General features: G+C 36.1%; 6 protein-coding genes. 1 reads left to right on the top strand and 5 read right to left on the bottom strand.

Features of this window, described 5'->3' with window-relative positions:
• The 4 genes from J7Q78_RS08755 to J7Q78_RS08740 form a co-directional block, all read right to left on the bottom strand.
• A partial coding sequence (locus J7Q78_RS08755) for a Fic family protein (RefSeq protein WP_208427756.1) occupies positions 1 to 749 on the bottom strand: 749 nt, incomplete at its 3' end.
• A gap of 28 nt (positions 750 to 777) precedes the next feature.
• Positions 778 to 1,116, bottom strand: a complete 339-nt coding sequence (locus tag J7Q78_RS08750) for a type II toxin-antitoxin system PemK/MazF family toxin (RefSeq protein WP_208423024.1) — start codon at positions 1,114 to 1,116, stop codon at positions 778 to 780.
• On the bottom strand, positions 1,110 to 1,355 hold the full coding sequence (gene mazE, locus J7Q78_RS08745) for a type II toxin-antitoxin system PemI/MazE family antitoxin (RefSeq protein WP_208423025.1): 246 nt from the start codon (positions 1,353 to 1,355) through the stop codon (positions 1,110 to 1,112). Before mazE ends, J7Q78_RS08750 begins: the two co-directional genes overlap by 7 nt.
• 54 nt (positions 1,356 to 1,409) lie before the next feature.
• Positions 1,410 to 3,713 (bottom strand): VirD4-like conjugal transfer protein, CD1115 family, encoded by a 2,304-nt coding sequence (locus J7Q78_RS08740; protein ID WP_208423026.1) that lies wholly within the window; start codon positions 3,711 to 3,713, stop codon positions 1,410 to 1,412.
• Positions 3,714 to 3,858: 145 nt separating this feature from the next.
• Between J7Q78_RS08740 and J7Q78_RS08735 the strand changes: the two genes are divergently transcribed.
• On the top strand, positions 3,859 to 4,305 hold the full coding sequence (locus J7Q78_RS08735; protein ID WP_208423027.1) for a hypothetical protein: 447 nt from the start codon (positions 3,859 to 3,861) through the stop codon (positions 4,303 to 4,305).
• Between the two features lie 143 nt (positions 4,306 to 4,448).
• Here the strand turns inward: J7Q78_RS08735 and J7Q78_RS08730 are convergent, their stop codons facing one another.
• Complete coding sequence (locus J7Q78_RS08730) at positions 4,449 to 6,695, bottom strand: coiled-coil domain-containing protein (protein ID WP_208423028.1); 2,247 nt, start codon at positions 6,693 to 6,695, stop codon at positions 4,449 to 4,451.
• Positions 6,696 to 6,776 lie beyond the last annotated feature (81 nt).

Here is a 6,776-nt window from a genome sequence, read left to right as displayed (position 1 = left end):
TTGCGTTGAATTAATGTTTCTTCGGTTTTGTCTGCAATATAATCGACAAAAGGATCCATGTTGCCATCTTTATTACCTGCTTCTAAAGCATCGATATAACTATTGCGCTGTTGTTCGTCACCTTTTAGATTAACAATTGGATAGCCATTCTCGGCAAGAGCAAAGTTCATTAACAATCTTGCCGTTCGGCCGTTACCATCAGCAAACGGGTGAATAGTCACAAATTTATAGTGAAGTTTGGCAGCATATTCAACCGGGTGCAACTTAGTGGCGTTCTCCCTTGACCAGTCAACCAATTCATCAACTTTAAAAGGTACATCAACCGCATCAGCATAAGGGTTTTCGTCTAAAGGAACACTACTTGGTCTAACATTTATAGCTCTAAAAGCACCAGCGTTCGATCTATCCCTACTCGTGTTGTAAGTAACAATTCTATTAATATCCCGAATAATCGTTTTATTCAACGGCTGCTTAGTCGTAATCAAGTCTTGCATGTAATCATAGGCTTCACTTAAATCGACAACTTCTAACGTATCTTTTAAAGACTTTTCATTAACCGTAACACCACGCATAATCGCTTCAGTTTCATTTCTGGATAACGTGTTACCTTCAATTTTATTGGAATTGAAAACATGTTCCAACTTGGTCTCTTGCTCTAACGCTGCGAGTTGACTCTCGTCAAGTGGCCGATAACTGTCCATTTCTTTTTTTAATGTTGTCAGCCATGCTAATTTTTTTCGATCAACCATTTTGTATCACCTCAGTAATCAATAAATTTTATTGCAAAATCAGTCGCGCTTTTTGCTTTACTTCTTCAAGTAAATCTTGCGGCAATCGCTCTATAAATTGCCATTTACTATTAATGTAGTCAAAAGACTTTATTTGTTCAGTACATATTGTTCCGCTTGTTTTTGATCTCTTATCCAAAGAAACATGTAATGGGTAATCTTCATCATTGTTCAAATCAAGAGAAATAGGCACAAGCCAAACAAATTGAGATGTTTTCATTAACATTTCATTACTAATAATGACCGCAGGTTTGCGCTTTTGAATTTCCAGCCCACCAGAAAGATTAAAATCAATGTCAACAATACTACCATTTTGTGGCCCTACCATAATTCTTCACCAACAGTTTTTTCGCTACTCCAAGCCATCAAATCGTCAGGCATTTTATATTTTCCTTTCCAATCTTTAAATAACTCTTCAATAGTGTCAGGAACCGGCTTTGTTGGGATCAAAGTAACAACACCATGCTCGTCTATTCTAGGCTCAAACACAGTACCTGCTTCAATTTTAAACGCTTTAGGCAACGTCACAACGACCGCATTTCCTTGTATTCTTGCTTTAACCGTCATAGTTTCCGCCTCCTTAACCGTATTATATCACAATAGTAATTACATATGTAATTACTAAACAGCATTATTGGTTTGTTGCTGTAGATACAAACGTTTTGCATAGTCACCTTTGATAAATTGTGAGTAATCAATCTTAAGTGCTTCTAAGTCTACTTCAGCATTACCGATATCAAACTTCAGTTTATTAACATCACGTTTGGTATCAAACCCATATTTGATTAAGAATTGATAAGCATATGGCATTTCAGTCTTTCCAGTATTAAAAACTGGATACGGCCGGACTTTACGCCCAGCTAAATCTTTGCGGTGTAATGGCCTTAAAACCAATGTCTCACCTTCTAGAAACTGAGAAATTCGCTCAACCGTTAAAATCTGTTGCGCCTCAGCAGTATTACTGATTGAGTTATTGAGATTAACTTCATTGACCGCTGCGTTATGACTAACAATTGTTTTACTACCGACTTTATTTGAGAACTCTTTAATGGTATCTTCATTCGTCGAGAAAATATAAATCTGGGTTTGGCAATTATCTTTAATTGTTTTGGCGGCATCTGCACCATATTTATCAATCTGGTTAAATGATTGGACAAACAGGTGCCACAAGATATTCCGACCATTGGTAACCGTCAATATTTGATCAAGGTTACTGATTGGTGGCATATTCCCAAATTCATCTAGAATCATATGTACTCGTCTTGTACATTCATTTCCAGACGTACGTGAACATTGATAAGCTAATTCAGTATATAACTGGTTAATAAAAATAGAAGCTAGCACATGGTTAGAAGGATCATAATCAGGCACTAACATGAAGATTGCAGTTGGCCGGTCACTGTAGTGCATTTCAATACTTCTAATCGCTAAGTCACCACCTGTGACTGTTAATTCAGTTCGGTAATTTACTTTACGGTCTGTTAATTGGATTTGATACTGTTTAAATAACCCCGTATTTGGATCAATAACGTTAAAGAAGTCACCTGAAACTAATTCAAAATCAAAGTTTAATTCAATAAAGCCATGATAACCAACTTTAATGGCACTAACCCCAATTATTTGATCGCCACGGCAAAACTGAACCTTTAACAATTGACCAACTAGCTCGTCTTTAACCCGCATATCAATGTACTTAGGAAAGCCGACTGATTTTAAATCAAAGCTATCTCTTGAAGTCATCTTCGCTAATGAAGGTAGTACAAAGGGTTTTAAGCCCCGATAGACGGTTGAATAAATTGAACCTTGTTCCCGTGAGCCAGCAAACGAGGCTGACCCATATTGCTTCTTAGCTAAGCTACTAGCCGGTAAGTTTTTAAAGTATTCATCGAGCGCATTAACTTCCACACCATCGGCATTCATATATTTAAATGAGGCGAGTTCAGTCATCATACCTGCTACATTGTTCATCGTACATTTTTCCCACTCACCTGTTTTTTCAGCTACTTCTAACAATGCAATAATGATCCCGGATACAGCTCCCTGGGCTGTTTCACTAAAATGCTTATTAGCGCCAGCTTCAGGATCAAAATACAGTGCATACGTCAATGCATTAACTAATTGAAGCGCATATTCAATATTACCACGCTTATAATATTTAACGATTAAGGCTAACAGTTGATCGCCCATACCCGCCAGAGGATCAACTAAGTTAAAGGCTAGCACGTCATAGCCACGACTTTCTAAAACTTGTTTTGAGGCCGCGTAGAGTTCTTCTTTCGGGTCATTAATGACCATACTACTTTGCTTATTAGCGCGGCTCAAATTATCAATTAATTGTAAAACCGCCGTTTGCCCCTTCCCTGAACGAGAAGTCCCGGCATAAATCGTATTTAACTGACCATCTTCAATATAGAACTTATCTTCGTAGTGGGACACTAACGCGCCACCAAAGCCCTCAAAGGGCTCGCCTGCTTCAGGGATCGCCTTAAACTGTTCCTGAGTTTCTTCAAGCGTATTAAGCCGTCCGTCACCCTTTTGGCCGTAAGCAATCTTTTTCTTAACAAAATAAAATTTATAAGCAATAACTGTCGCAAGGCCTATTGCCATTAATAATGTCATTATGACCACAAAAAAAGGCAACGTATAGTTTTTTAGTAAAAAACCCTGCGCTGCCTTTTTAAAGTTGCTCCAAAATCCTACTTGCATATTTAATTGGTGGATTAAAAAATAACCAAGCGACCATACGCCATTCATTATATAGACTAAAAATAGCCAAATCGGCACAGTCATCAAAGCAATAATGCGAACCTTATTAATGCTTTGATCGGGCGATTCTGCTAATTTTTCGCCCGCAGCTTCATACTCATAAGCATGTGATAGGTACTTTTTACCTCTATACTTTCTGCCTTTTGTTTTCTTTTTCAACTATTTTAACGCCTCTCTTTTTATAATTTAATTCTTGCTACTTTACTATCGTATTTTGATTATAAAAAAATTGTTATTTTTGATAAACCATTTCCGCAGTGATACTATTGTATTTGTTAAATATTTTAAGAAATGGGGTATCTTTATGTCGATTAATGTCAAAGTTTTAAATCATTTGGAGTATATAACCGTTTTGAACCAAGTAACGAATAGGCTTGTTGTCTTTGAAAAAGTTTTTAGTGAATATGTCAAAACAGCTAAACATATCATTACTGGAAGAGCGTTAGTTGATGAAAATTTACCATCACTTCAAAAGCGTTTTTATAAAAACCTTCAAGTACTAAAGCATTTCTCAAGATTAGTGATTGAAATTCCAGTCGAAAATGATTGTTTAGAACTTAAAAAGAATTTAAATAATGCATTTCAACAATATATTTCAACTACTATCGATTTATATCGTGTTATAAACCAAGATAATTTAGAAAATTATCAAACGATTATGTCATATCGAAAAAACCAGAAGTTTCAGGCGATACAAATTAGCCAAGTAATAAGTTCCGGTGCCGAACTATCACAAGATAAAGCCATTTAAAACCGTCGTACTTTGCAACTAACCATAATTTACTGCTATTATTTTTTACGATATATTTACTATATTCATTGTCAGTTGCCAAAAATGATAACTGCTTTACTACCATCTATTTTATTAGCTGGTTTTTTTATCCTTTGCTTATATTATCTAGCCTCTGATAAAGCTCTAACTTGTTGGCCTGTTAACTGATCCTTTTGCTTATCTGATAACTGGTTATTCAAAACTTTTAATCTAGCATTATCTTTTTCTAGAATGGCTTGATCTATCTGGCCAGCTGTTGAATCAAACTTCTTATTGAATGTTTTTAATGCTGTTAAATCACCATTAGATAACATTGTGTTCGCAATCTTATTTAAGCTATCCTCGTCTTGATATTTAGAATAAGCATCAACATACAACTTCTTTGCTAATAAAGCTTCCAAACTGTTTGTTTTGCTAGTGTTTTTGACGTCCTTAGCGTTATACGTTGTCGCATTAGTCTTATTAATCAGCTGTTGATTTAGTTGATTAATCCGTTCTTGGTTATGTTGGTTGTTCAATACGGTATAACCACCCAGTCCTAAACTAGATAGTGCTAATATCCCAGTGGCAACACTTAAAGCAATCACACTTTTATGTCCCTGCTTTTTAACTGGTTCTGGTGCAGCAACTGGTTGTGACTGTTTGTCAGCCACCAACTTTTCAACAAGTTGAACTAACTCCTTATTATCACTTTTTGATTCTTTATTTCCTGGAACCACAACTACTGGTGCGGTATTTTGACTTGTTTTTTTATTTTGTGCCTGCAATTCCTTTTCCAGTAATTTAATCTTTTGATTTTTTTCCTCGATTTGAACTTTAACGGCTTCTTCTTGTAACTCTAGTGATCGTTTTTCATTAACGTTTGCTTTTAGTTGTGGTAGTTGGTCATTTAAGTTGGCTTCAACACTTGTCAGAATCTTTTCATATTGATTAGCTACGTCAGCTGAAATGTTAGCTAATTTTCGTTCAACTTCAGTTAATTGTTTTGTTCGATATTCAGTTAGTTGTTGGTGGAGCTCTTCTTTAAACATTGCCTTTAATTCAGAGCGTTTTTGTTCTTGATTAGTATCATATTTTTGATAAAGCTCATCAAATTTTAATTTCTTGTCTTTTTCGAAATCCGACTTCAATCGATCGATAGCGTTTTTAGCTTCTTCATCGATTTCTAGATTGTAGGCTCGCTTATCACTTTCAGCCTTATCTTGAATCGCTGTAATTTGAGCTTCGACACTCTTCAGTAGTTCCTCTTTGTATAAGTTTAAATCTTCGTTTAATTGCGACATGGCAGTCTCAGCTTCTGCGGCAATCTTTTCATTGATTAAATCATCGACTTTTTTAGGATCAGTGTGCTCTTTTAAGTAATTCCCCAGTTGTTCGCGTAAATCAGCTTTTACCTTATTAACTCGAGTTAAATAATCCCGTTCAATACTTTCAATATGTGCTTTTTGCCAAGCTTGTTCTAAAAAGTCATGTTTTTCTAAAGCTAATTGGTCACTTACTTCAATACTCTTAACATCTTCTGGTAAATTAAAATGTTCAAAAAATCCTGAACGACTTAATATTGATTGATTCAAATCAATCAAACTATTGTTTTCCACCGCAGCGTTGACATATGAAGCATAATCAAACTGGTTTACACTAGCGAGTTGAGCTTCATCTTCTAATGAATCAACGTTACTATCGTTTTGTTCTGCATGGTCATCTTGCTGAGTAGGTTTATTCAAATCAACTTCAGCTGTGGTACCTGGTAAAGCAATGTCTTCTTCCTCATCATCAATATCAGCAAATGGGTCATCAATCGCAGCTTGTTGGGTACTGATTACTTGATCGATATCAGGCGTCTTCTCGGTAGAGTCAACATTTGCTTCAGTTGTTTTAATATCCGCTAACGATTGATTACTAGTTGCTAGTTTTGCGTTGTCTTTATCGTCAGTTTTAGAAAACAAATGGTTGAAAGGTTTTTCTTCATCGACATTCACCTGACCATTTTCTTCCGCTAATAATTGTTCGGTTAGATGGCCAGGCAAAGCAATATCTTCTTCCTCCACATCTGGACTAGCTTCGGCCACAGCCTCACCGACTTTCATTGCGATTAATGGTTGTTCCGTTCCTTTATCGGTCGCTGATAACTTAATATTCTCAAAGGGCCAAATGACATCATCTTTAGATGAAATCACTTCAAAGCTAATATAAGTTTGTTTTTGATCATGTTCCTTTAACCAATTAACCATGGCTAACAGGGCCTGATCGGCCTCTACAAGCCCTATTTCTGGCTTACTAAGTAAGCCTAGCGGGCCTTTTCTTCTAGTGGGAATCCCTAAACTTTTTTTGATATTTTTGTTAACGCTAGTAAACAGTACGCTATACATTACCTCAACTCCTCGATTTTTTTATTTCCCTAATTAATGGGTAAAAGGCCTAGCCGGCGACGAAACCGACTAGGCTAGTCA

This window comes from Latilactobacillus fragifolii (assembly GCF_905332535.1).
GTDB classification, from domain to species: domain Bacteria; phylum Bacillota; class Bacilli; order Lactobacillales; family Lactobacillaceae; genus Latilactobacillus; species Latilactobacillus fragifolii.
Note: the sequence above shows the minus strand (reverse complement) of the source record. Positions and strands in the feature narration are given on the sequence as shown.